1 protein-coding gene is annotated in these 383 nt (G+C 55.9%); it reads left to right on the top strand.

The genetic code is table 11. The features are described from left to right. Nucleotides 1–383, top strand: a 383-nt coding sequence (locus JZX89_RS29005; protein WP_246746827.1) for a carbohydrate ABC transporter permease, incomplete at both ends; no start/stop codon positions are given.

Raw genomic sequence — 383 nt, 5'->3', positions numbered from 1 at the left:
ACACGAAACACGAGCGGCCTTGCGCGGGTAATGCTTGCGCCATCGGTGCTGTTATTGCTGGTGTGGATGATCGTGCCCCTGGCGATGACCCTGTGGTTCTCGTTCCAGAACTACAATCTCCTCAACCCGGCCAATGTCAGCTTTGCCGGCCTGTTCAATTACCAGTATTTCTACACCGACCCGGCCTTCTTCCAGTCGATCTGGAACACGCTGTTGATCGTCGGCGGCGTGCTGTTGATCACCGTCATCGGCGGCATCGCCATTGCGCTCTTGCTCGACAATGACATTTTCGGTCAGGGCATCGTCCGCATCATGATCATCTCGCCCTTCTTCGTCATGCCGCCTGTCGCAGCTTTGGTGTGGAAGAACATGATCATGCATCC

The organism is Agrobacterium burrii (assembly GCF_017313405.1).
Taxonomy (GTDB): Bacteria; Pseudomonadota; Alphaproteobacteria; order Rhizobiales; family Rhizobiaceae; genus Agrobacterium; species Agrobacterium burrii.
Note: the sequence above shows the minus strand (reverse complement) of the source record. Positions and strands in the feature narration are given on the sequence as shown.